The organism is Pseudomonas typographi, assembly GCF_014694385.1.
Lineage (GTDB): Bacteria > Pseudomonadota > Gammaproteobacteria > Pseudomonadales > Pseudomonadaceae > Aquipseudomonas > Aquipseudomonas typographi.
The window spans coordinates 54,353-75,970 of record NZ_JAAOCA010000002.1; the positions used below are offsets into that span (position 1 = coordinate 54,353).

The window sequence follows — 21,618 nt, forward strand, 5'->3', positions numbered from 1 at the left end:
GGCTTTTTTTGTATGATGGCCGGCCCGTGCGCGCAGGGCGCCGATTGAGGTTGAACATGCAGGCCACAGAAGTGAAAAGCTTTCTTGAAGGAAAGCTCGATCAGGTCCAGGTTGAAGTCGAAGGTGAAGGCTGCAACTTCCAGTTGAACGTGATCAGTGACGAATTGGCCAGCTTGAGCCCGGTCAAGCGCCAACAGCAGATTTACGCTCACCTCAACCCCTGGATCGCCGACGGTAGCATCCACGCGGTGACCATGAAATTCTTCAGCCGCGCCGCCTGGGCACAGCGCGGCTGAGCCCAGGAACCACGAGAGTGCTATGGACAAACTGATCATTACCGGCGGTGCCCGCCTTAACGGCGAAATCCGCATCTCCGGGGCGAAGAACGCTGCCTTGCCGATTCTGGCGGCGACGCTATTGGCCGACGGCCCAGTGACCGTTTCGAACCTTCCCCACCTGCATGACATCACCACGATGATCGAGTTGTTCGGGCGCATGGGTATCGAACCGGTCATCAACGAAAAACTGGCAGTTGAAATCGACCCCTGCACGATCAAGACGCTGGTCGCGCCCTATGAGTTGGTCAAAACCATGCGTGCCTCGATCCTGGTGCTCGGCCCCATGGTGGCGCGCTTTGGTCAGGCCGAGGTGGCCCTGCCAGGCGGTTGCGCCATTGGCTCACGCCCGGTCGACCTGCACATTCGCGGGCTAGAGGCAATGGGTGCGAAAATCGACGTCGAGGGTGGCTATATCAAGGCCAAGGCCCCGGAAGGCGGCCTGCGTGGCGCGCATTTCTTTTTCGACGTGGTCAGCGTCACCGGTACCGAGAACATTATGATGGCCGCCGCGCTGGCCAGGGGGCGGACGGTGCTGCAGAACGCCGCGCGCGAACCCGAAGTGGTCGACCTGGCTAATTTCCTCACCGCGATGGGTGCGAAAATCCAAGGCGCCGGTACCGACACGATCATCATCGAAGGTGTCGAACGCCTGGGCTCGGCGCACTACAAAGTGATGCCCGACCGTATCGAAACCGGTACCTATCTGGTCGCCGCGGCCATCACCGGCGGGCGCGTCAAACTCAAGGACACCGACCCGACCATCCTTGAGGCGGTGCTGGAAAAACTCAAGGAAGCCGGCGCGCAGATCACCACCGGTGAAGACTGGATCGAACTGGACATGCAGGGCAAGCGCCCGCGCGCGGTTAATTTGCGCACCGCGCCGTACCCGGCGTTTCCCACCGACATGCAGGCACAGTTCGTGTCGTTGAATACCGTAGCCGACGGTACCGGTGCGGTGATAGAAACAGTATTCGAAAACCGCTTCATGCATGTATACGAGCTGCTGCGCATGGGCGCACACATCCTGGTCGAAGGCAACACTGCCGTCGTCACCGGTGTAGCGGCACTCAAGGGCGCCCCGGTCATGGCCACCGACCTGCGCGCGTCGGCGAGCCTCGTGCTGGCTGCGTTGGTCGCCGAGGGCGACACCCTGATCGATCGCATCTACCACATCGACCGTGGTTATGAGTGCATCGAAGAGAAGCTGCAGATGCTCGGTGCGAAGATTCGTCGCGTTCCGGGCTGAGGCAGGTTTAAGCCGGGCCTGCGCCCGGCCCATTATTGAGAAGGGTTTCGCTTTTCCCATGCTGACCATCGCGTTGTCCAAGGGCCGCATTCTCGACGACACCCTGCCGCTGCTGGCAGCCGCGGGTATCGTCCCAACCGAGAATCCGGAAAAGAGCCGCAAGCTGATCATCCCGACCACCCAGGAGGATGTACGCCTACTGATCGTGCGTGCCACCGATGTGCCGACCTATGTCGAGCATGGTGCAGCCGACCTCGGCGTAGCGGGTAAGGACGTGCTCCTGGAGTACGGCGGCCAGGGCCTGTATGAGCCGCTAGACTTGAACATCGCCCGCTGCAAACTGATGACTGCGGGCGCGGTGGGTGCCGCGGAGCCCAAGGGGCGTCTGCGGGTAGCCACCAAGTTCGTGAATGTAGCCAAGCGTTACTATGCCGAGCAAGGCCGGCAAGTCGACATCATCAAGCTCTATGGCTCCATGGAGCTGGCACCCTTGGTGGGCCTGGCCGACAAGATCATCGACGTGGTCGACACCGGCAACACCTTGCGGGCCAACGGCCTGGAACCACAGGAGTTGATCGCCGAGATCAGCTCGCGCCTAGTGGTGAACAAAGCATCGATGAAAATGCAGCACGCTCGCATCCAGGCGCTGATCGACACGCTGCGCCTTGCGGTTGCGGCGCGACACCGAGATTAACCCCTCTCTTGTGCGGCACTCGCCGCGCAGGCCGCGCACCTCCAGGTTGCGTGCCCCGGGCTACGCGCCCCGGGCAAAATTCGCCGCCGTGGGCGCGTGGTCCTGTTAGATTAGATTCCCCGTGCAACTGCCAGACTAGAGGCTAGCCATGACCGCTCCAACCGCCATTCGCCGACTCGATGCCCTTGATGCGGATTTCGCCCGACATCTGGACCGTCTGCTGAGCTGGGAAAGCGTGTCCGACGGGGCGGTTAACCAGCGCGTGCTGGATATCATCCAGGCGGTGCGTGAGCGTGGCGATGCGGCCCTGGTGGAGTTCACTCAGCGCTTTGACGGCGTGCAGGCTGCCAGCATGGCTGAGCTGATCTTGCCGCGTGCGCGCTTGGAGCAGGCGCTCGAGCGCATTACCCCAGCCCAGCGCGAGGCGCTTGAAACCGCCGCGCGGCGGGTACGCAGCTACCACGAGAAACAAAAGCAGGAATCCTGGAGTTATACCGAAGCCGACGGCACCGTACTGGGGCAAAAGGTGACGCCACTGGATCGCGCCGGCCTGTACGTACCTGGCGGTAAGGCTTCTTACCCTTCTTCGGTATTGATGAATGCCATTCCGGCCAAAGTGGCCGGCGTCACCGAAGTGGTGATGGTCGTGCCGACGCCACGCGGTGAGGTCAACGAGTTGGTGTTGGCCGCGGCCTGCATCGCCGGTGTAGACCGGGTGTTCACCATCGGTGGCGCCCAAGCCGTGGCTGCCCTGGCCTATGGCACGGAAAGCGTGCCGCAGGTCGATAAGGTAGTGGGCCCGGGTAACATTTATGTGGCCACTGCCAAGCGCCATGTGTTTGGCCAGGTGGGCATCGACATGATCGCTGGGCCATCGGAAATTCTCGTGGTATGCGATGGTGGCACCGACCCGGACTGGATTGCGATGGACCTTTTCTCCCAAGCCGAGCACGACGAAGACGCCCAAGCGATCCTGGTCAGCCCCGACGCTGCGTTCCTTGAGCGTGTGGCGGCGAGCATCGATAAACTGTTACCGACCATGGAGCGGGCTGCGATCATCCGCACATCGCTTGAGGGGCGCGGCGCGTTGATCAAGGTGCGGGACATGGCCCAAGCCATCGACGTGGCCAACCGTATCGCGCCGGAGCACTTGGAGCTGTCGGTGGCGGACCCGCAGGCATGGTTGCCGAGTATTCGCCACGCGGGTGCGATCTTCATGGGCCGGCATACCAGTGAAGCGTTGGGCGATTACTGCGCCGGCCCCAACCACGTCCTGCCCACCTCGGGCACCGCGCGGTTTTCCTCGCCGCTGGGGGTATACGACTTCCAGAAACGTTCGTCGATCATCTACTGCTCCGAAGCAGGGGCGTCGGAGTTGGGTAAAACCGCCTCGGTGCTGGCCCGTGGCGAATCGCTCAGTGCCCATGCCCGCAGTGCCGAATTCCGCATCCTGGAACAGGGGGAGTAAGCCATGAGCAAATTCTGGAGCCCCCTGGTGCAGCGTTTGGTGCCTTACGTGCCAGGCGAACAGCCCAAGATCAATAACTTGGTCAAACTGAATACCAACGAAAACCCCTATGGGCCCTCACCCCTTGCGCTGGAGGCCATGCGTGCACAGGTCAGCGACGACCTACGCCTGTATCCAGACCCGAACAGTGACGTGCTCAAACACGCTGTGGCCGATTATTACGGTGTGCGCACCGCACAGGTATTCATCGGCAATGGATCAGATGAGGTGTTGGCGCACATTTTTCACGCCCTGTTCCAGCATGATGCACCGCTACTGTTCCCCGACATCAGCTACAGCTTCTACCCGGTATATTGCGGGCTCTATGGCATCGCGTACCAACCGGTACCACTGAATGAGCAGTTCCAGATCCGCGTAGAAGATTATGCCCGGCCCAATGCCGGGATTATCTTCCCCAACCCCAATGCGCCCACCGGCTGCTTGTTGCCGCTCGAAGCCGTGGAGCGCATCGTCGTACAGAGCCCAGACTCGGTGGTGGTCGTTGATGAGGCGTACATCGACTTTGGCGGCGACACGGCCATTGCCCTGATTGACCGTTACCCTAATGTGCTGGTGACCCAAACGCTGTCCAAGTCGCGGTCGCTGGCCGGGCTGCGAGTAGGCTTGGCAGTGGGCCACCCGGCGCTGATCGAGGCGCTGGAGCGGGTGAAGAACAGCTTTAACTCCTACCCGGTCGACCGGATTGCCATTGCCGGTGCCGCCGCCGCATTCAACGACCGCGCCTGGTTCGACCAAACCCGCCAGGCGGTTATCGATAGCCGTGAACAATTGGTGGCGCAACTGCGCGAGCAGGGGTTCGAGGTGCTGCCTTCGGCGGCGAACTTCGTATTTGCCCGCCACCCCACGCGGGATGCGGCGCAGTTGGCGGCCAGGCTGCGCGAGCAGGGTGTGATCGTGCGGCACTTCACGCAGGCCCGAATTGCGCAGTTCTTGCGCATCACGGTGGGTACGCCCCAGCAGAACCAAGCGCTGATCGCCGCGCTTTAGCAACGCCCCCTGTTTTATTCAACGATGACCCGGGTACCGCGGTTCGCGGGTGCGCACCGAAACTGAATATGTATTATTTATCAGTGAGTTGGGCGCGTACATCATAGGTGCCGGTTCTTCTGCCACACCCCGTGGTCGGAAATCGCCGGGTTATTGACCTGGGCAGCGCGCGCGCCAGCCAACACCTGCGCGGGTGCTCAGCCACTAGCCAATCGGACAGCAGTGCAATGGGATGCCCGGCCAAGCGGGCGTCCCGGCCAGCTTTGCTGGTTCAGGCCTAAGGGGCTGCGTATCGGCAGTGGTTGGCTTCGTCCGTGGTATCGAGGAAGTGCCGGGGCGCAATACAGAGCGCGGTAAGTCGTGAATTCGGTATCGTGGCATGTCCACTGCACGCGCGCCTGAGCATGTACCTGCAGCGCGTTTCAGCGCGTGCGTGAACCGCGCCTGTTAGCGCCACGGCGCATTCCGGTTCACCGTCGACGAACTGGGGAAATCATTCCGCCGGTCGTGTCAACGCGGCCAATGCATCACGGTCTTCCGGCAAATAGGCAAGGTCCCCCAATAGATCATCGGCCGCACGACCAAAGCGATCAGTTAAAAAATCCAGAAGCACGCGCACGCGGGGCATTGTGTATCGATTCCTGTGAAGGATGGCATATACCCCCACCTCGCTCATGATGAAATCAGGCAACAGTACTTTTAGGGTGCCAGCACGAATATCGTCAGCAGCATCCCAGATGGTTTTGCGTGCAATGCCATGGCCGGCTAGTGCCCACGCGCGTGCAAGCGCCCCATCATTGGTTTCCCACGCGCGATCCATCGGCACGGTATGGCTCCAGCGCTGCGCTCCCTTAGAAAAGTAAAAATCATTCAATGGGCCTGCTGCAGTAACCAGGACGATGAATCGATGATTGACGAGATCCGCCGGAGTTTGAGGGGTGCCGTATCGTGCCAGATACGCGGGCGATGCACACAACACACGCCAATTGGGCGCCATGCGTCGCGCGACCATGGCACTACTCCCCGGTAATCCAAACCGTATTGCAATATCGATATCGTCCTGCAGTAAATTCGACAGTGAGTCCGTCAATGTCAGCGCCATCGTTAATTCTGGATGGGCACCGCTGAACTCTTCGATCCATTGGTTAAGCAGGTTGCGACCGAAGTCGGCAGACGCCGAAATCCGCACTTTGCCGCGCACCGCAGTTTGCCCGGCCTGTAGTACCGCTTCCGCATCGTCAATAGCCTGTAGCGCGATCCAGCAATGCTGCAAATACAGTCGCCCTTCCTCAGTCAGCCGTAGTTGCCTGGTGGTTCGATCAAACAACTTTGTGTGCAGTGCCGATTCGAGCTTGGATAGCCGTGCGCTGGCGGCAGCGGGCGAAAACCCGAGCTTGCGCCCAGCAGCAGACAGGCTACCGAGCGCAGCAGATTCCACGAATAAACGCATATCGCCAAGCCGATCAGTTGCCATTCTTCACTTATATTTGAGAGTTATTCAATAGCGTGATCAATTATCAAAAATAGATTAACCAGGTATGTTGCTGCCTGCAACCTACGGAGGCCCTCAATGAGGGGCAGGCAAAAGCATGAATAAGCAGGGCTACGCAGCAACAGCAGGCGGTACACCTCCGGCTCCGGCCGCTCGGCTTCCAATGGCGGCCCTATTGGCCCTCACCATGACCAGCTTTATCGCCACGGCCAACGAAACCGTTCCAGCGGGCTTGCTCCCCGAGATTGCGCAAGGGTTCGGTATTTCCGAAGCGTGGGCGGGGCAGCTCGTAACGGCATGTGCCCTTGGTTCAGGGGTGGCGGCGATTCCTCTGACCGCAGCCGTACGCAGCTGGCCGAGACGGCGCGTATTGTTACTGGCCCTGGTTGTATTTTTTGTCTGCAACGCGGTAACCGCCGTGTCTCCCTGCTATAAGTTGACACTCGTAGCCCGTTTCACGGTGGGGCTTGCCACGGGGTTGGCTTGGAGTTTGTTGGCGACTTATGCGCGCTGCATGGTCGTTGCCTCTCTGCAAGGTCGAGCCTTGGCGGTGGCTATGATCGGAATACCGTTAGCCCTCTCGCTGGGTGTGCCGTTAAGTGCATGGCTCGGTGCACTTATTAGCTGGCGTTGCGTTTTCGGCTTCATGGCCGGATTGACGCTCATGCTGATGATATGGGTATTCGGGGCGGTACCAGACTACCCCGGCCAAGCAGGGGACCAGCATCTTCGAATGCGCGAGGTTCTGAAAACACCCGGCGTACGTTCGGTGTTATTCGTGGTCATGGCATGGATTCTGGCGCACTACATCCTGTTTACCTACATTGCGCCGTTCCTGTCATCGGTCGGGCTCGCGGATCATGTGGGCGTGCTGCTGTTGATATTCGGCATTTGCGCCATGATTGGCATCTGGATCGTGGGCGTACTTATCGAGAGATGGTTGCGTGCGTTGGTGCTGATCGGTTTAGGTACATTCGCCTCGGTCGCGCTGGTCTTCGGTATTTGCGGTGCACCGGCTAACGTACTGCTCGTGTATTTAGGTGTCGCGGCTTGGGGTTTGAGCTTTGGCGGTGCGCCGACGCTGCTGCAAACCGCATTGGCAGATGCTGCTGGCAATGGTGCCGATGTGGCTCAAGCGATGCTGGTGACTGTCTTCAATCTTGCATTCGCGGGAAGCGGCGTGATTGGCGGAGTGCTTCTAGTAACAGCAGGTGTCGCTTCTTTCCCCTGGGTGCTTTTGGCATTACTACTGGTTGGCCTACTTGCAGCTTGGCAAGCCAAAACGCAGGGCTTCATACCAGGACGGCGGAGATTGATGCACTGAAACTTCCTGGCCAAGTGTATGTATGGTTCAGGGTTTGAGAAGCTGGTTGCACAACTTTGGCGTTCCCTTGGCTGTTGGGCTGCGTCGCCCCTTGCCATAGCCCTGCTATGACCCGTCACGGCGCTTTGCCCGAGCAGTTCACACGGCGATTCTCGTGCGACCTTCTGAAACGCCACACGAGATATCGCCTTTCGCTTCACGCATTTTTACCGCACGCTTGAGCTGGATATGTTCAAGGGGCGCGGCGGTCAATTCTCATCAGGGTTGGCCACCGGTGCGGGCGGCGGGCGAAGGCCCACCTCGGCGGTGAGCTTCAGCGGCTTGCCGTTGCGCACGATGTCGATGCCGATGCGTTCACCTGGGTGGGCGCGGGCGACCTGGTTCATCGACTTGCGACCGTCGGCGGCCGCTTCACCGTTGATCGCTACGATCACATCGCCCTGTTGCAGGCCGGCTTTTTGCGCCGGGCCTTCGCGGAACACCCCCGATACCACGATGCCGGGTTTGTCCTTGAGCCCGAAAGACTCCGCCAGGTCCGGGGTCATGGGCTGTACTTCGATGCCGAGCCAGCCGCGGATCACTTGGCCATGCTCGATGATCGACTTCATCACCTCCAGTGCCAGCTTGGTCGGGATGGCAAAGCCGATGCCCTGGGAGCCGCCGGACTTGGAAAAAATCGCGGTGTTGATGCCCGTCAGGTTTCCATTGGCATCGACCAGGGCGCCACCGGAGTTGCCTGGGTTGATGGCCGCGTCGGTTTGGATAAAGTCTTCGTAGGTGTTCAGGCCCAGCTGGTTGCGCCCGGTGGCGCTGATAATGCCCATGGTCACCGTTTGGCCCACGCCGAAGGGGTTGCCGATGGCCAGGGCAACGTCACCGATATGAATGCCGTCGGAGCTGCCAATGGTGATCGCGGGCAGGCTTTTCAGGTCGATTTTCAATACCGCAAGGTCCGTTTCCGGGTCGCTGCCGATCACCCGGGCAAGGGTTTCACGGCCATCCTTCAGTGCCACCACGATTTGCTCGGCCCCGGCGGTCACGTGGTTGTTGGTCAACAGGTAGCCTTCGGGGCTCATGATCACCGCCGAACCCAGGCTAGACTCCCAGCGCCGTTGGCGCGGCATGTTGTCGCCGAAAAAACGCCGAAATTGCGGGTCTTCGAACAGCGGGTGGGCGGCCTTGTTCACCTGTTTGGTGGTGTACAGGTTGGCCACCGCCGGTGCCGCGGCGGCTACCGCGCCGGCATACGAAACCGGGCCAGCCAGCACCGTGGCGGTTCGCGGGGCCTGTTGCAGGTTCACATCCTGGCTGGGCAGGCCGACCCATTCAGGAAAGCGTAGGATGATCAACAACGCGATGAGCACGCCGGTCAGCAGTGGCCAGCCGATATAACGCAATGCCTTGAACATTGAAGGGTTCCGAAGGGGTTAGCGGGGCGGCGAGCCTCAGCCGTTGGCAGCACGTGCAATACAACGCGCCAGGCTTTGTACGAAAGTACCTAGGCTCAATGACTTTTCGCGCAAAGACCGGGGCGGTACGCCGCATAATGGGCTGCATTATACGGGCGCTTTACGTCCGTCGGCCTGCCTTTTCAGGAGACTTTCATGGCTGTTTCGCTTGCCACCCTGGTCGAGGAAGCCGACCGTTACCTCAATGCTGGGAAAATCCAGGATTACTGCCCCAATGGCCTGCAGGTAGAAGGGCGCCCACAGGTAGGGCGCATCGTCACCGGCGTGACCGCAAGCCAAGCGCTGGTGGATGCGGCCATCGAGGCCCGGGCCGACCTGTTGCTGGTGCACCATGGGTACTTCTGGAAGGGTGAGAACCCGTGTATCACAGGCATGAAACAGCGCCGGCTCAAGGCGCTGCTCAAGCATGACATCAGCCTGTTGGCCTACCATCTGCCGCTGGATGTGCACCCTGAAGTCGGCAACAACGTTCAACTGGCGCGGCAGCTACACATCGAAGTGGAAGGCCTGCTGGACCCGGCCAACCCGCGGGTGGTCGGCTTGCTCGGGGCATTGGCCGAGCCCATGCGGGCCCGCGCCTTTGCCGCTTGGGTGGGCCAGGTACTGGGGCGCGAACCGCTGCTGGTCGACACCGACCGGCTGGTCCAGCGCATCGGCTGGTGTACCGGCGGCGGCCAAGGTTATATCGACCAGGCAGCCGCCGCGGGCGTAGACCTGTATTTGACCGGTGAAGCCAGTGAACAGACCTTTCACAGCGCCCGCGAAAATGGCGTGGCGTTCATCGCTGCCGGCCACCATGCCACCGAACGATACGGTGTGCAGGCGTTGGGCGATTACCTGGCGCGTCGGTTCGCGGTCGAACATCTATTCATTGACTGCCCCAACCCGGTTTGACTCAAACCAACGGATATATGCAAATTCCGTTCTGGTATAACCGGCAACCTGGCGACGAGGGGTTGCTGTGCTAGAGTGGCCGGCTCGACGCGGCCCGTTGGCCGTTAATAACGCAAAGCTTTTTCCGTGAGTAGCCATGGTCGACAAACTGACGCACCTCAAACAGTTGGAGGCGGAAAGCATCCACATCATTCGTGAAGTGGCCGCTGAGTTCGACAACCCTGTGATGCTGTATTCGATCGGCAAGGATTCGGCCGTGATGCTGCATCTGGCGCGCAAGGCGTTCTTTCCGGGCAAGTTACCGTTCCCGGTACTGCACGTCGATACGCGCTGGAAGTTCCAGGAGATGTACAAGTTCCGCGACCAGATGGTCAAGGACCTGAACCTGGACTTGCTGGTGCATATCAACCCCGACGGGGTCGAGCAAGGTATCAACCCGTTCACCCATGGCAGCGCCAAGCACACCGATATCATGAAAACCCAGGGCCTGAAGCAGGCACTGGATAAATACGGCTTCGACGCCGCCTTTGGCGGTGCCCGCCGCGACGAAGAGAAATCCCGCGCCAAGGAGCGCGTGTATTCCTTCCGCGATAACAAGCACCGCTGGGACCCGAAAAACCAACGGCCAGAGTTGTGGAACATCTACAACGGCAAGGTCAACAAGGGTGAGTCGATCCGCGTGTTCCCGCTGTCGAACTGGACCGAGCTGGATATCTGGCAGTACATCTACCTCGAAGGCATCCCGATCGTGCCGCTGTACTTTGCCGCTGAACGCCCAGTGCTGGAAAAGAACGGCACCTTGCTGATGATCGACGATGACCGCATCCTCGAGCACCTCACGGACGAAGAGAAAGCGCGAATCACTCACAAGAAAGTGCGTTTCCGCACATTGGGCTGCTACCCGTTGACGGGCGCGGTGGAGTCTGAAGCGCAGACCCTGACCGACATCATCCAGGAAATGCTGCTTACGCGTACCTCCGAGCGCCAGGGTCGGGTCATCGACCATGACGCCGCAGGCTCGATGGAAGACAAAAAACGCCAAGGCTATTTCTAATTCAGGGTTTTCACCATGTCGCACCAATCCGATTTGATCAGCGAAGACATCCTCGCTTATCTGGCCCAGCACGAGCGTAAAGAGCTGCTGCGCTTTCTTACCTGTGGCAACGTTGACGACGGCAAGAGCACCCTGATCGGGCGTTTGCTGCATGACTCGAAGATGATCTACGAAGACCAACTGGAGGCCATCACCCGCGATTCGAAAAAAGTCGGCACCACCGGTGAAGATGTCGACCTGGCGCTGTTGGTAGATGGCCTTCAGGCCGAGCGCGAACAGGGCATCACCATCGACGTGGCCTACCGCTACTTCTCTACCGCCAAGCGCAAATTCATCATTGCCGACACGCCCGGCCATGAGCAGTACACTCGCAACATGGCCACCGGTGCGTCCACGTGCGACCTGGCGATCATCCTGGTCGACGCCCGCTATGGCGTGCAAACCCAGACCCGCCGGCACAGCTACATCGCCTCGTTGTTAGGCATCAAGCACATCGTGGTGGCGGTGAACAAAATGGACCTCAACGGCTTCGACCAGGGCGTGTTCGACGCCATCAAGGCCGACTACCTGAAGTTCGCCGAGGCTATCGAGTTGGTGCCCAGCAGCTTGCACTTCGTACCGATGTCGGCGCTCAAGGGCGACAACGTGGTCAACCGCAGCGAGCGCTCGCCGTGGTACGAAGGCCCGGCATTGATGGAAATCCTCGAAACTGTGGAAGTGGCCGCCGATCGCAACCTCACCGACTTGCGCTTCCCGGTGCAATACGTGAACCGCCCCAACCTCAACTTTCGGGGTTTTGCCGGCACCTTGGCCAGTGGCGTGGTGCACAAGGGCGATGAGGTGGTAGTGCTACCCTCGGGTAAGAACAGCCGGGTCAAGTCGATCGTCACCTTCGAGGGCGAGCTGGAAAGCGCAGGCCCCGGCCAGGCTGTGACCCTGACCATGGAAGATGAAATCGACATCTCCCGTGGCGACTTGCTGGTGCATGCCGATAACGTGCCGCAAGTGACCGACCAATTCGAGGCCATGATGGTGTGGATGGCCGAGGAACCCATGCGGCCGGGCAAAAAATACGACATCAAGCGCGCCACAAGCTATGTGCCTGGCTCGATTCCGAGCATTGTGCATACCGTGGACGTGAACACCCTCCAGCAGGCCCAGGCCAGCCAGCTCAAGCTCAACGAGATCGGCCGGGTCAAAGTCAGCCTCGACGCCGCCATCGCGCTGGACGGCTACGACAGCAACCGCACCACCGGTGCCTTCATCGTGATCGACCGGCTGACCAATGGCACCGTGGGCGCCGGCATGATCATCGCTGCGCCGGTGGTGCCCCATGGTACGGCGGGCAGCCATGGCAAAGGCGCGCACGTGGCTAGCGCCGAGCGTGCCCTGCGTTTTGGCCAGCAACCGGCCACAGTGCTGTTCACCGGCCTTTCCGGCGCGGGCAAAAGCACCCTGGCTTATGCGCTGGAGCGCAAACTGTTCGACATGGGCCGTGCGGTTTACGTGCTCGACGGGCAGAACCTGCGCCACGACCTGAATAAAGGCCTGGCCCAAGACCGTGCCGGCCGCACTGAGAACTGGCGGCGCGCCGCCCATGTAGCGCGCCAGTTCAACGAAGCCGGGTTGATTACCCTGGCGGCCTTCGTGGCGCCGGATGCCGAAGGCCGTGAGCAAGCCAAGGCGCTGATCGGCCCTGAGCGGGTGATCACCGTGTATGTGCAGGCCTCGCCGGCCATTTGCGCCCAGCGCGACCCACAAGGGCTGTACGCAGCTGGAGGCGACAATGTGCCGGGTGACTCTTTCCCGTACGACGTGCCACTCGACGCAGACTTGGTGCTCGATACCCAGTCGCTGAGCGTCGAGGAGGGCGCCAAAGCAGTACTCGACCTGCTACGCCAACGTGGGGCGGTGTAAGGCTAACAGAGCAGCCAAACGAGAACGGGGCCCCAAGGGGCCCCGTTCTTATTCCATGGCAACGCAGTGGCGTTTGCCAGGCTGTTTACCTACTTGCGCTTCAAACCGTATTGCTCATCGAGCATGCCAGGCGAGTTCGGCCCCTTGGGCGCGTAGTCCTTCGGTGCTTCGTCGCTATGGGGTGGGGTCAGGCGGTCGCGCGAGCCTTGCGGTGCGTCTGGGTGCAGGGCGGCCAGCAGGCGTTGGCGGGTAAGGTCGTCCGTCGCCAGGCGGTTAGCGCCGTCGGCCAGGTGCTCCTGCACCTCTTGGTAGCTTTGGGTGAGCTTCGTGACCAGAATCGCCGTGCTGTTGAAGTGGGTCACTACCTCATGCTGGTAACTGTCGAATTTCTCTTGGATGTCATCCAGTTGCCGCTGCGTGCTGCCGGGCACGGCATGGGGGGCGAGGCGGGCAATGAGCAAGCCGATGGCGACACCCACCACCAAGGCCAGGGTTGGCAGCAACCAAACTAAGAGCGAGAGTTCCACGAGTCCTTCCTCTATAAACGGCTTTGCATTACGTTAACGGCTCAGGCCCGGGCTGTACACGGCGGGCAGGAAAATAGGTTGGCAGAGATGCCAGGCAGAATCCAACAGCTAGACGAGTCGACCCGGCCCTGGGTCACGGAGTTCATCCTTGCTCATCCGCGAAACCCCTTTGATGCTCGACGGCCCGGTGGGCCAACTCGAAGCCCTTTACCTCGAAGCGCCGGGTGCGCGTGGCATGGCGTTGCTCTGCCACCCCAACCCGGTACAAGGCGGCACCCTGCTGAACAAAGTGGTGTCGACCTTGCAGCGCAGCGCCCGGGATGCTGGCTTGGTAACACTTCGTTTCAATTACCGAGGCACCGGCAGCAGTGCCGGCAGCCACGACATGGGCAGCGGCGAAGTGGACGACGCCCAGGCCGCCGCCAACTGGTTGCGCATCAAGCATCCTGGCTTGCCGCTCACTCTGCTTGGGTTCTCCTTTGGCGGGTTCGTGGCGGCGAGCCTCGCGGGGCGCCTGGAGGCGGCCGGGGCACCGCTGTCGCACCTGTTCATGTGCGCGCCGGCGGTCACGCGGCTGACCGCCGAGCACCCGCTGCCGGCGCGGGTGCCCATCACTGTGATCCAGCCCGAAAACGACGAAGTGATAAACCCCGCCCTGGTTTATGCCTGGTCGGCAGCGCTTTCACGCCCCCATGAGCTGCTGAAAGTGGCAGAATGCGGCCACTTCTTTCATGGCAAGTTGACCGACCTCAAAGCCCTGGTCGAGCCCCGCCTGACCCTCTGAGCACAAGAGCTGACATGCGTACCCGTATCCTCACCGGCATCACCACCACTGGCACCCCACACTTGGGTAACTACGCCGGCGCCATTCGCCCGGCCATCGTCGCCAGCCGCGAAAACGGCGCCGATTCGTTTTATTTCCTGGCCGACTATCACGCCCTGATCAAATGCGACGACCCTGGGCGGATCATGCGTTCACGCCAGGAGATCGCGGCCACCTGGCTGGCGGCGGGCCTGGACGCCGACCGGGTGACCTTTTATCGGCAGTCCGACATCCCCGAGATCCCTGAGCTCACCTGGCTGCTCACTTGCGTGGCGGCCAAGGGCCTGCTCAACCGTGCGCACGCTTATAAAGCCTCGGTAGACAAGAACCTGGAGCAAGGCGAAGAGCCCGATGCCGGTATCACCATGGGCCTGTACAGCTACCCGGTGCTGATGGCCGCCGATATCTTGATGTTCAACGCCCACAAGATCCCGGTCGGCCGTGACCAGATCCAGCACGTGGAGATGGCCCGCGACATCGCGGCGCGTTTCAACCACCTGTTCGGTAACGGCAAGGACTTCTTCGTGCTGCCCGAAGCGCTGATCGAGCACTCCGTGGCGACGCTGCCGGGGCTGGATGGGCGCAAGATGTCCAAGAGCTACGACAACACCATCCCACTGTTCGGCAGCGCCAAGGCACTCAAAGAGGCAGTGGCGCGCATCGTGACCGACTCGCGCCTGCCCGGTGAGGCTAAAGACCCAGACACCGCCCATTTGTATACCCTGTACTCGGCCTTTGCCACGCCCACGCAAACCTCGGTGTTGCGTGCCGAACTGCTCGATGGGCTGGGCTGGGGCGAGGCCAAGCAGCGGCTGTTCGAACTGCTCGACGCCGAGCTGGGCGAGGGCCGCGAGCGTTACCAGCAACTGATCGCCCGGCCCGATGAGCTCGAAGACATCTTGCAGGCAGGTGCTGCCAAGGCGCGTAAAACCGCTACGCCGTTTCTTGAACAACTGCGCCAGGCGGTGGGCCTGCGTTCGTTCAAGGCCCAGGTTGGGGCTGCTGCGCCGGAGAAGAAAAAAGCCGCCAAGGCCGCTCGTTTCGTAAGCTTCCGTGATGAAGACGGCGGCTTTCGCTTCCGCCTGCTGGCCGCCGACGGCGAGCAGTTGCTGCTGTCGCGCGCCTTTGCCGATGGCAAGGCCGCCGGTACGGTGAGCAAGCGCCTGCAGCAGGGCGAGGCCCTGGATATTCGCGCGCAAGGTCATGGGTTCGGCCTATGGCTCGATGCCGAGCAGGTGGCCACGAGCCCTTCGTATGTGGATGAACAGGCGCGTGACGCAGCGATCGATGCGGTGCGCTCCGCGCTGCAACTGCAAGGCTAAAACGACGAAGCGCAACCGCTGAGATTGCGCTAAACCGGGCCCGTCGCTAAAGTGACGGCCCGGTTTGGTTGCCTTGCTAACGAATATGACGCCTCTAGAACGATATCAAGCTGATCTCAAGCGCCCTGACTTTTTCCACGACGCGGCGCAGGAACAGGCCGTGCGTCATCTGCAGCGGCTATACGACGACCTGGTCGCCGCGCAACCGGCCAAAACCGGCGTGCTCGGCAAGCTGTTCGGCAAAAAGGAAAGCGCCCCGGTCAAGGGCCTGTACTTCTGGGGCGGGGTAGGGCGCGGTAAAACCTACCTGATGGATACCTTTTTCGACGCCTTGCCGTTCCCGGAAAAAACCCGCACGCACTTCCACCGTTTCATGAAGCGCGTACATGAAGAACTCAAAACGCTCAAGGGCGAGAAGAACCCCCTGACGCTCATCGCCAAGCGCTTCGCCCAGGAGGCGCGGGTCATCTGCTTCGATGAGTTCTTCGTATCGGACATCACCGACGCGATGATCCTTGGCACGCTGATGGAAGAACTGTTCAAGCATGGCGTGACCCTGGTAGCCACCTCCAACATCGTCCCCGACGGCCTCTACAAGGACGGCCTGCAACGCGCGCGCTTTTTGCCGGCGATTGCCCTGATCAAGGAAAACACCGAAGTGGTCAACGTCGATAGCGGCGTGGACTACCGGTTGCGCCACCTTGAGCAGGCCGAATTGTTTCATTTTCCTCTGAACGCGGCGGCCGAGCAGAGCATGCGCGAGAGCTTTCGCGCCTTGACCGCCGACTCGAAAAAGGTCGTGGAAAACGAGGTGTTGATCATCGAGAACCGGGAAATACACTCGCTGCGAACCTGCGACGATGTGGCTTGGTTCGAATTTCGCGCCCTGTGCGATGGCCCGCGCAGCCAGAACGACTACATCGAACTGGGCAAGCTCTATCAAACGGTACTGCTCAGCGGTGTCGAGCAGATGAGCGTGGCCACCGACGACATTGCCCGGCGCTTCATCAACATGGTCGATGAGTTCTACGACCGCAACGTGAAGCTGATCATCTCGGCCCAGGTCGAACTCAAAGACCTCTACGCCGGTGGGCGGCTGAACTTCGAATTTCAGCGCACCCTTAGCCGGCTGCTGGAAATGCAGTCCCACGAATATTTGTCGCGGCCGCATAAACCCTAAAAAAATGGCAAGCGTTGGGCTGTGTTGCGGTCACTCCGTTGCCGCTTCCGGCATCCGCTGTTGCCGGTAAACGTTGGGCGTGACGCCCGTGTGTTGGCGAAACAGCCGTGCGAAGAAGCTGGCGTCGTCGTACCCAACCTCATAACTGATGGCCTTGATGCTGCGCCGGGTGGTTGCCAATAACCCACGGGCCGTTTCGATCCGCAGCCGCTGTAGGTAATGCAGCGGCTTATCGCCGGTGGCGGCATGGAAGCGGCGCATGAAGTTGCGAATGCTCATGCCATGGTCACGGGCCACATCCTCGAAGCGGAACTTGTCGGCGAAGTGCTCTTCCAGCCATTGCTGGATTTGCAGGATGCCCGGGTCCTGGTGGAGTTTCTGCCCGCCGAAGCCCATGCGCCCAGGTGAATAGTTACGCTGCACCTCGAACAGAATGTCGCGTGCCACGCCTTGGGCCACCCGCAGCCCGCAAAAGTGCTCGATCAGGTAGATGTACAGGTCACTGGAGGAGGTCATGCCGGCGGTGCAATACACATGGCCGGCGTCGGTCAGGTGTTTGTCCGGGTTCAACTGCACTTTGGGAAAGCGTTGCCGGAAGGTGTCGAAGAAACGCCAGTAGGTGGTGGCTTCGAAGCCGTCGAGTAACCCGGTTTCGGCCAGCCAGAACACCCCGCTGGCCTCGCCGCACAATACCGCGCCGCGCTGGTGTTGCGCCTTGAGCCAAGGTAACACTTGCGGGTACCGCTGCAGCAACACATCGAAGCTTTCCCAGAACGCCGGCAGCAGGATCACGTCGGCGTCTTCCAGTGCGCCATCGACGCCCATGCGGACGCCGCTGAAGGTCTGCACGGCCTCGCCGTCGGGGCTGACCAGGCGGGTTTCGAACGATGGCGTAGGGCCCTGCTCCAATTGCACGCCATGGCGCAAGCTGGCGAGGTGGAAGAAGTCCTTGGCCTGCATCAGGGTGGAGGCGAACACTTTGTCGGTGGCCAGGATACAGACCCGGCGCAAGGTAACGGCATTGGTAGGCATCATGTTGTTCTTGTTAGGTGATAGTGGTCACGAGGCGGCCAAATCGTCCTATGTTTCGGCGCGTTTGTCCAGAAAGCCCTGTTGGGCTTGAAAAGTTCGCTGAAATCTGGATAATCCGCCTGCTCTTTCCGGGCGGAAGTGATGCACCCCCGGGTAGACGAGCCGAATGTCGACGCAACGACCCGAGCCCCCAAGTGCGTCTGTATCCGGCTGCCTTTGACTTGTCAAAGCAAGCACTATTCAGTAAGCTCCGCCGTCTATTTTTTATGCTGGGCGGCCCCTGAGGCTATAGAGAATGAAAACGTTTACTGCTAAACCGGAAACAGTAAAGCGCGACTGGTACGTTGTCGACGCCGCTGGCCAGACCCTGGGTCGTCTGGCTACCGAAATCGCAAGTCGCCTGCGCGGCAAGCACAAGGCCGAATACACCCCTCACGTTGACACCGGCGACTATATCGTGGTGATCAACGCCGAGCAGGTTCGTGTCACCGGCGCCAAGTCTTCCGACAAAATGTACTACTCTCACTCCGGTTTCCCGGGCGGTATCAAGGAAATCAACTTCGAGAAGTTGATCGCCAAGGCCCCTGAGCGTGTTATCGAAACCGCGGTCAAAGGCATGCTGCCGAAGAACCCGCTGGGTCGCGACATGTACCGTAAGCTGAAGGTCTATGCGGGTACCAACCACCCCCATACCGCTCAGCAGCCCCAAGAACTGAAGATTTAACGGAATAGTTCATTATGTCGGCGACTCAAAACTACGGCACTGGCCGTCGCAAGACCGCAACCGCACGCGTTTTCCTGCGTCCGGGCACTGGCAAGATCTCCATCAATAACCGCACGCTGGACGCCTTCTTCGGCCGCGAGACCGCTCGTATGGTCGTTCGCCAGCCGCTGGAGCTGACCTCGAATGTCGAGAAATTCGACATCTACGTTACCGTCGTTGGCGGTGGTGTAAGCGGCCAGGCGGGCGCCATTCGCCACGGTATCACCCGTGCTCTGATGGCCTATGACGAAACCCTGCGCAAGCCTCTGCGCGCTGCTGGCTACGTCACCCGCGACTCGCGTGAAGTCGAGCGTAAAAAGGTCGGCCTGCGCAAAGCGCGCAAGCGTCCTCAGTACTCCAAGCGTTAATTCGCTTGCAGTCAGCAAAGAACCCGGCCTGTGCCGGGTTCTTTGTTTTGGGGCACCCATCATGGGCATTCCGCTGTGCTGCAGCCACATCCACGGGCTAATGCTCGTGCAGTAATGGTCAATACATACATTGCTGGGTGGGTGGCCTTGCCCACGCAACGGGCGGCAGCCCAATCGGCCCTCCAAATAGTGTAATATCCGCACCTTGTTGCGCGCCCCCGGGTGCCTTGGCGCCGGGCCCCCGCTCGCGCAGGCCCCGGCTGGCGCGTTTGTTTCTATCGTCCAAGCGAGGAGAGCCATATGGGCGTGACCAATCGGTTAGCCTGTTACTCCGACCCCGCCGATCATTATTCTCACCGCATACGTATCGTGCTGGCCGAGAAACAGGTTGGCGCAGAAATCATCGACATTGTCCCGGGCCGCCCGCCGGCGGCGCTGATGGAAGTGAACCCCTATGGCGGCGTGCCGACCCTGGTTGATCGCGACTTGGCCCTTTATGAGCCTACGGTGGTGATGGAGTACCTGGAAGAACGTTACCCGCACCCGCCGCTACTGCCGGTCTATCCTGTGGCAAGGGCCAACAGCCGCTTGCTTATGCACCGTATTCAGCGCGATTGGTGCACGCTGGTCGATAGCCTGCTCGACCCGCGTACTGCGCAGGCCCAGCAGGCGGTGGCACGCAAGGAGCTACGTGAAAGCCTGGCCGGTGTTTCGCTGCTGTTTGCGGATAAGCCATTCTTTCTCAGCGAGGATTTCAGCTTGGTGGATTGCTGCCTGTTGCCGATTCTATGGCGTTTGCCGCTGATGGGTGTCGAGTTGCCCCGGGCGGCCAAGCCGCTGTTCGATTACATGGAGCGCCAGTTTGCCCGCGAGGCCTTCCAGGCCAGCATGAGCGTGGCTGAGCGCGAAATGCGCTAGTTTCCAAGGAGCCCTTATGAATTCCAGCCGCCCCTATTTGGTTCGCGCCCTATATGAGTGGATCGTCGACAACGATTGCACCCCGCACATGCTGGTCAATGCCGAGCACAAGGCGGTGCAGATTCCACAAGGTTATGCCAGCGATGGGCAGATCGTGCTGAATGTGTCGCCCACAGCGGTGCGCCATTTGCACATGGACAACGAAGCCGTCAGCTTCGAGGGCAGCTTCGGGGGTGTCGCCTATAGCCTCTATGTGCCGGTAGGGGCAATCATGGGGGTCTATGCCCGGGAGAACGGCCAGGGCATGGTGTTCGACCTTGAGCCGTCGCTAGAAGGCGACGAGCAGCAGCCCGAGGAGCAAGCCCGCCCGGACGACGAAGGCCCCGAGCCGCCGCAGCCGCCGCGGCCCAACGGCAAGCCGAGCTTGAAAGTGGTGAAATGAAAAAACGCCAACGGGGTTCCCGGCCGTTCGCAGCCACGGCTGGTGAACTCTGGTGGCAGTGGTTGCCGGGCCAGGCGCCCCAACAGCAAAAGCATGCAATCAACCGTGAAGCGGTACCTCGATGGCTCAGTTGATGTATTCGAACAGTTTGACGATTTTCTGAACGCCGCTTACACCCTGTACCAGGTTGGCTGCACGGTTGGCTTCGTCCTGGGACACCAGCCCTAATAGGTAAACGATGCCGTTCTCGGTGATCACCTTGATACGGCTGCCGGGGATGGTGCTGTCCGCGAACATCTGTGATTTGATCTTGGTGGTGAGCCAGGCGTCGTTGTTGCGCGCCAGCAGCGAAGAGGGCTGGGTCACCTGCAGTTCGTTGTGCACTGTCTTGACCTTCTGTACCTGGCTAGCGGTTTGGCTGGCCAGTTGCTTGAGGTCTTCGCGCGGGGTTTGGCCGGCGATCAGCACCACGCCGTTATAGCTGCTGACCACGATGTGCGAGCCTTCATCGAGGTCGGGGCTTGCCTTGGCAATGTTTACCGATACCTTGGTTTCGATTAACGAATCATCGATCTTGCTACCCAGGGTGCGTGTACCACGGTCATCGGTAATGCCATCGTTGCGGGTCGCAGTCAGCACGGAGCTGCAGCCGGCAAGGGTAAGGCAGAGAGCCAGGGCGGTCAGGCCGAAACGGCAAGGGGTCATTCTTCACTCCCGAAAATTTGGCTGTCGATCAGGTCGCACAGGCAGTGGATCGCCAGTAGGTGTACTTCTTGGATGCGCGCGGTGACCTGCGAGGGCACCCGGATTTCTACGTCTTCTGGTAGCAGCAGTGACGCCATGCCGCCGCCATCGCGCCCGGTCAGGGCCACCACGGTCATGTCACGGTCGTGGGCAGCCTGGATCGCCTGGATGACGTTGGCCGAGTTGCCGCTGGTGGAAATGGCCAGCAGCACGTCGCCGGAATGGCCCAGTGCGCGGATCTGCTTGGAGAACACCTCGTTATAGCTGTAGTCGTTGGCGATCGAAGTCAATGTGGAGGTGTCGGTCGTCAGCGCGATGGCGGGCAGGCCGGGGCGTTCGCGCTCGAACCGGTTGAGCATTTCTGATGAAAAATGCTGGGCGTCGCCGGCAGAGCCACCGTTGCCGCAGGCCAGTACCTTGCCCTCGCTGAGCATGGTGTTGACCATGACTTGGCTGGCGAGCTCGATATGGGGGGCGAGCGCATCCATGGCTTGCAGCTTGGTGTCGATGCTGGCCTGGAACAGGCGGCGGATTCGGGATTGCATGTCCATCAAAA

The 21,618-nt window shown here is 60.7% G+C and carries 22 protein-coding genes; 16 read left to right on the forward strand and 6 right to left on the reverse strand.

From position 1 onward, the window contains the following. Nucleotides 1-56: 56 nt before the first annotated feature. The 5 genes from HAQ05_RS01565 (at nucleotide 57) to hisC (ending at nucleotide 4,793) form a co-directional block, all read left to right on the forward strand. The gene (locus HAQ05_RS01565) at nucleotides 57-296 is read left to right on the forward strand and encodes a BolA family protein (RefSeq protein WP_190416834.1); all 240 of its coding nucleotides are present in this window, start codon (nucleotides 57-59) and stop codon (nucleotides 294-296) included. Nucleotides 297-318: 22 nt separating this feature from the next. Then, nucleotides 319-1,584, forward strand: a complete 1,266-nt coding sequence (murA, locus tag HAQ05_RS01570; protein WP_190416835.1) for a UDP-N-acetylglucosamine 1-carboxyvinyltransferase — start codon at nucleotides 319-321, stop codon at nucleotides 1,582-1,584. Between the two features lie 58 nt (nucleotides 1,585-1,642). Beyond that, nucleotides 1,643-2,278: an ATP phosphoribosyltransferase gene (gene hisG, locus HAQ05_RS01575; RefSeq protein WP_190416836.1), complete on the forward strand. Its 636-nt coding sequence runs from the start codon at nucleotides 1,643-1,645 to the stop codon at nucleotides 2,276-2,278. 148 nt (nucleotides 2,279-2,426) lie between these two features. Further along, nucleotides 2,427-3,746 (forward strand): histidinol dehydrogenase, encoded by a 1,320-nt coding sequence (gene hisD / locus HAQ05_RS01580; protein ID WP_190416837.1) that lies wholly within the window; start codon nucleotides 2,427-2,429, stop codon nucleotides 3,744-3,746. Nucleotides 3,747-3,749: 3 nt separating this feature from the next. Next, the gene (gene hisC, locus HAQ05_RS01585) at nucleotides 3,750-4,793 is read left to right on the forward strand and encodes a histidinol-phosphate transaminase (protein ID WP_190416838.1); all 1,044 of its coding nucleotides are present in this window, start codon (nucleotides 3,750-3,752) and stop codon (nucleotides 4,791-4,793) included. A gap of 493 nt (nucleotides 4,794-5,286) precedes the next feature. Here the strand turns inward: hisC and HAQ05_RS01590 are convergent, their stop codons facing one another. After that, nucleotides 5,287-6,267, reverse strand: coding sequence for a LysR family transcriptional regulator (locus HAQ05_RS01590; protein ID WP_190416839.1), 981 nt, complete (start codon nucleotides 6,265-6,267; stop codon nucleotides 5,287-5,289). A gap of 115 nt (nucleotides 6,268-6,382) precedes the next feature. Here HAQ05_RS01590 and HAQ05_RS01595 point away from each other — a divergent pair, with 115 nt between their 5' ends. Next, entirely contained in the window at nucleotides 6,383-7,609 is a 1,227-nt protein-coding gene (locus HAQ05_RS01595; protein ID WP_202988027.1) for an MFS transporter, read from the forward strand. Between the two features lie 248 nt (nucleotides 7,610-7,857). On the opposite strand, the gene algW is transcribed toward HAQ05_RS01595, so the two are convergent. Continuing rightward, nucleotides 7,858-9,018 (reverse strand): Do family serine endopeptidase AlgW, encoded by a 1,161-nt coding sequence (algW, locus tag HAQ05_RS01600; protein ID WP_190416840.1) that lies wholly within the window; start codon nucleotides 9,016-9,018, stop codon nucleotides 7,858-7,860. Between the two features lie 195 nt (nucleotides 9,019-9,213). Here algW and HAQ05_RS01605 point away from each other — a divergent pair, with 195 nt between their 5' ends. From HAQ05_RS01605 to cysN, 3 genes are all read left to right on the forward strand, one after another. Beyond that, nucleotides 9,214-9,972 carry a Nif3-like dinuclear metal center hexameric protein gene (locus HAQ05_RS01605; protein ID WP_190416841.1) on the forward strand — a complete coding sequence of 253 codons (759 nt, stop codon included), beginning with the start codon at nucleotides 9,214-9,216 and terminating at the stop codon, nucleotides 9,970-9,972. Nucleotides 9,973-10,108: 136 nt separating this feature from the next. Further along, nucleotides 10,109-11,026 (forward strand): sulfate adenylyltransferase subunit CysD, encoded by a 918-nt coding sequence (gene cysD / locus HAQ05_RS01610; protein WP_190416842.1) that lies wholly within the window; start codon nucleotides 10,109-10,111, stop codon nucleotides 11,024-11,026. A 15-nt stretch (nucleotides 11,027-11,041) separates the two neighbouring features. Continuing rightward, nucleotides 11,042-12,943 (forward strand): sulfate adenylyltransferase subunit CysN, encoded by a 1,902-nt coding sequence (cysN, locus tag HAQ05_RS01615; protein WP_190416843.1) that lies wholly within the window; start codon nucleotides 11,042-11,044, stop codon nucleotides 12,941-12,943. 89 nt (nucleotides 12,944-13,032) lie between these two features. Here the strand turns inward: cysN and HAQ05_RS01620 are convergent, their stop codons facing one another. Further along, on the reverse strand, nucleotides 13,033-13,470 hold the full coding sequence (locus tag HAQ05_RS01620; RefSeq protein WP_190416844.1) for a ZapG family protein: 438 nt from the start codon (nucleotides 13,468-13,470) through the stop codon (nucleotides 13,033-13,035). A 148-nt stretch (nucleotides 13,471-13,618) separates the two neighbouring features. Between HAQ05_RS01620 and HAQ05_RS01625 the strand changes: the two genes are divergently transcribed. The 3 genes from HAQ05_RS01625 (at nucleotide 13,619) to zapE (ending at nucleotide 16,795) form a co-directional block, all read left to right on the forward strand. Continuing rightward, the gene (locus tag HAQ05_RS01625) at nucleotides 13,619-14,254 is read left to right on the forward strand and encodes an alpha/beta hydrolase (protein ID WP_190416845.1); all 636 of its coding nucleotides are present in this window, start codon (nucleotides 13,619-13,621) and stop codon (nucleotides 14,252-14,254) included. Nucleotides 14,255-14,268: 14 nt separating this feature from the next. Further along, the gene (locus HAQ05_RS01630) at nucleotides 14,269-15,615 is read left to right on the forward strand and encodes a tryptophan--tRNA ligase (protein ID WP_190416846.1); all 1,347 of its coding nucleotides are present in this window, start codon (nucleotides 14,269-14,271) and stop codon (nucleotides 15,613-15,615) included. An 85-nt stretch (nucleotides 15,616-15,700) separates the two neighbouring features. Next, nucleotides 15,701-16,795 (forward strand): cell division protein ZapE, encoded by a 1,095-nt coding sequence (gene zapE, locus HAQ05_RS01635; RefSeq protein WP_190416847.1) that lies wholly within the window; start codon nucleotides 15,701-15,703, stop codon nucleotides 16,793-16,795. A 30-nt stretch (nucleotides 16,796-16,825) separates the two neighbouring features. Here the strand turns inward: zapE and HAQ05_RS01640 are convergent, their stop codons facing one another. Continuing rightward, nucleotides 16,826-17,830 carry a GlxA family transcriptional regulator gene (locus HAQ05_RS01640; protein ID WP_190416848.1) on the reverse strand — a complete coding sequence of 335 codons (1,005 nt, stop codon included), beginning with the start codon at nucleotides 17,828-17,830 and terminating at the stop codon, nucleotides 16,826-16,828. A 292-nt stretch (nucleotides 17,831-18,122) separates the two neighbouring features. On the opposite strand from HAQ05_RS01640, the gene rplM reads away from it, so the two are divergent. From rplM to HAQ05_RS01660, 4 genes are all read left to right on the forward strand, one after another. Then, nucleotides 18,123-18,551, forward strand: coding sequence for a 50S ribosomal protein L13 (gene rplM, locus HAQ05_RS01645; protein ID WP_190416849.1), 429 nt, complete (start codon nucleotides 18,123-18,125; stop codon nucleotides 18,549-18,551). Between the two features lie 14 nt (nucleotides 18,552-18,565). Next, entirely contained in the window at nucleotides 18,566-18,958 is a 393-nt protein-coding gene (rpsI, locus tag HAQ05_RS01650; protein ID WP_190416850.1) for a 30S ribosomal protein S9, read from the forward strand. A 300-nt stretch (nucleotides 18,959-19,258) separates the two neighbouring features. Further along, on the forward strand, nucleotides 19,259-19,876 hold the full coding sequence (locus tag HAQ05_RS01655; RefSeq protein ID WP_190416851.1) for a glutathione S-transferase N-terminal domain-containing protein: 618 nt from the start codon (nucleotides 19,259-19,261) through the stop codon (nucleotides 19,874-19,876). 16 nt (nucleotides 19,877-19,892) lie between these two features. Next, nucleotides 19,893-20,318 (forward strand): ClpXP protease specificity-enhancing factor, encoded by a 426-nt coding sequence (locus tag HAQ05_RS01660; protein ID WP_190416852.1) that lies wholly within the window; start codon nucleotides 19,893-19,895, stop codon nucleotides 20,316-20,318. A gap of 126 nt (nucleotides 20,319-20,444) precedes the next feature. Here HAQ05_RS01660 and HAQ05_RS01665 read toward each other — a convergent pair whose 3' ends face one another. Next, nucleotides 20,445-21,023, reverse strand: a complete 579-nt coding sequence (locus HAQ05_RS01665; protein WP_190416853.1) for a BON domain-containing protein — start codon at nucleotides 21,021-21,023, stop codon at nucleotides 20,445-20,447. Then, nucleotides 21,020-21,613, reverse strand: coding sequence for a phosphoheptose isomerase (locus tag HAQ05_RS01670; protein ID WP_190416854.1), 594 nt, complete (start codon nucleotides 21,611-21,613; stop codon nucleotides 21,020-21,022). The genes HAQ05_RS01665 and HAQ05_RS01670 overlap by 4 nt, the downstream gene beginning before the upstream one ends. Between the last annotated feature and the right edge of the window lie 5 nt (nucleotides 21,614-21,618).